Raw genomic sequence first — 232 nt, 5'->3', positions numbered from 1 at the left:
GTGTGTATGGCGGATGTCCCGGAGGCAAGCCGGTAAGATGGCGGGAGTAGTTTTCAATGCCCGAACAAAAGCCCATCTCTGCCATCATTTCTATATCATAGCGGGCTCGCTGCTCCAGACGCTGCGCTTCCAGAAGCTTGCCTGCCGCGCGAAACTCTGCCAGACGTTCTTCCAATTCGGCCTCAATGCTGGCAATCGCCCGTTGCATCTTTTCTTCGCGAGTGACATAGTG

The 232-nt window shown here is 55.2% G+C and carries 1 pseudogene; it reads right to left on the bottom strand.

What is annotated here, in order from left to right:
- A pseudogene (locus tag MXD62_RS09745) lies at positions 1-232 on the bottom strand (excinuclease ABC subunit B); the annotation flags it as partial.

The organism is Frankia sp. Mgl5 (assembly GCF_023242985.1).
GTDB classification, from domain to species: Bacteria; Actinomycetota; Actinomycetes; order Frankiales; family Frankiaceae; genus Parafrankia; species Parafrankia soli.
The sequence above is the reverse complement of the archived record's forward strand: the minus strand, read 5'-3'. Positions and strand labels throughout refer to the sequence as shown.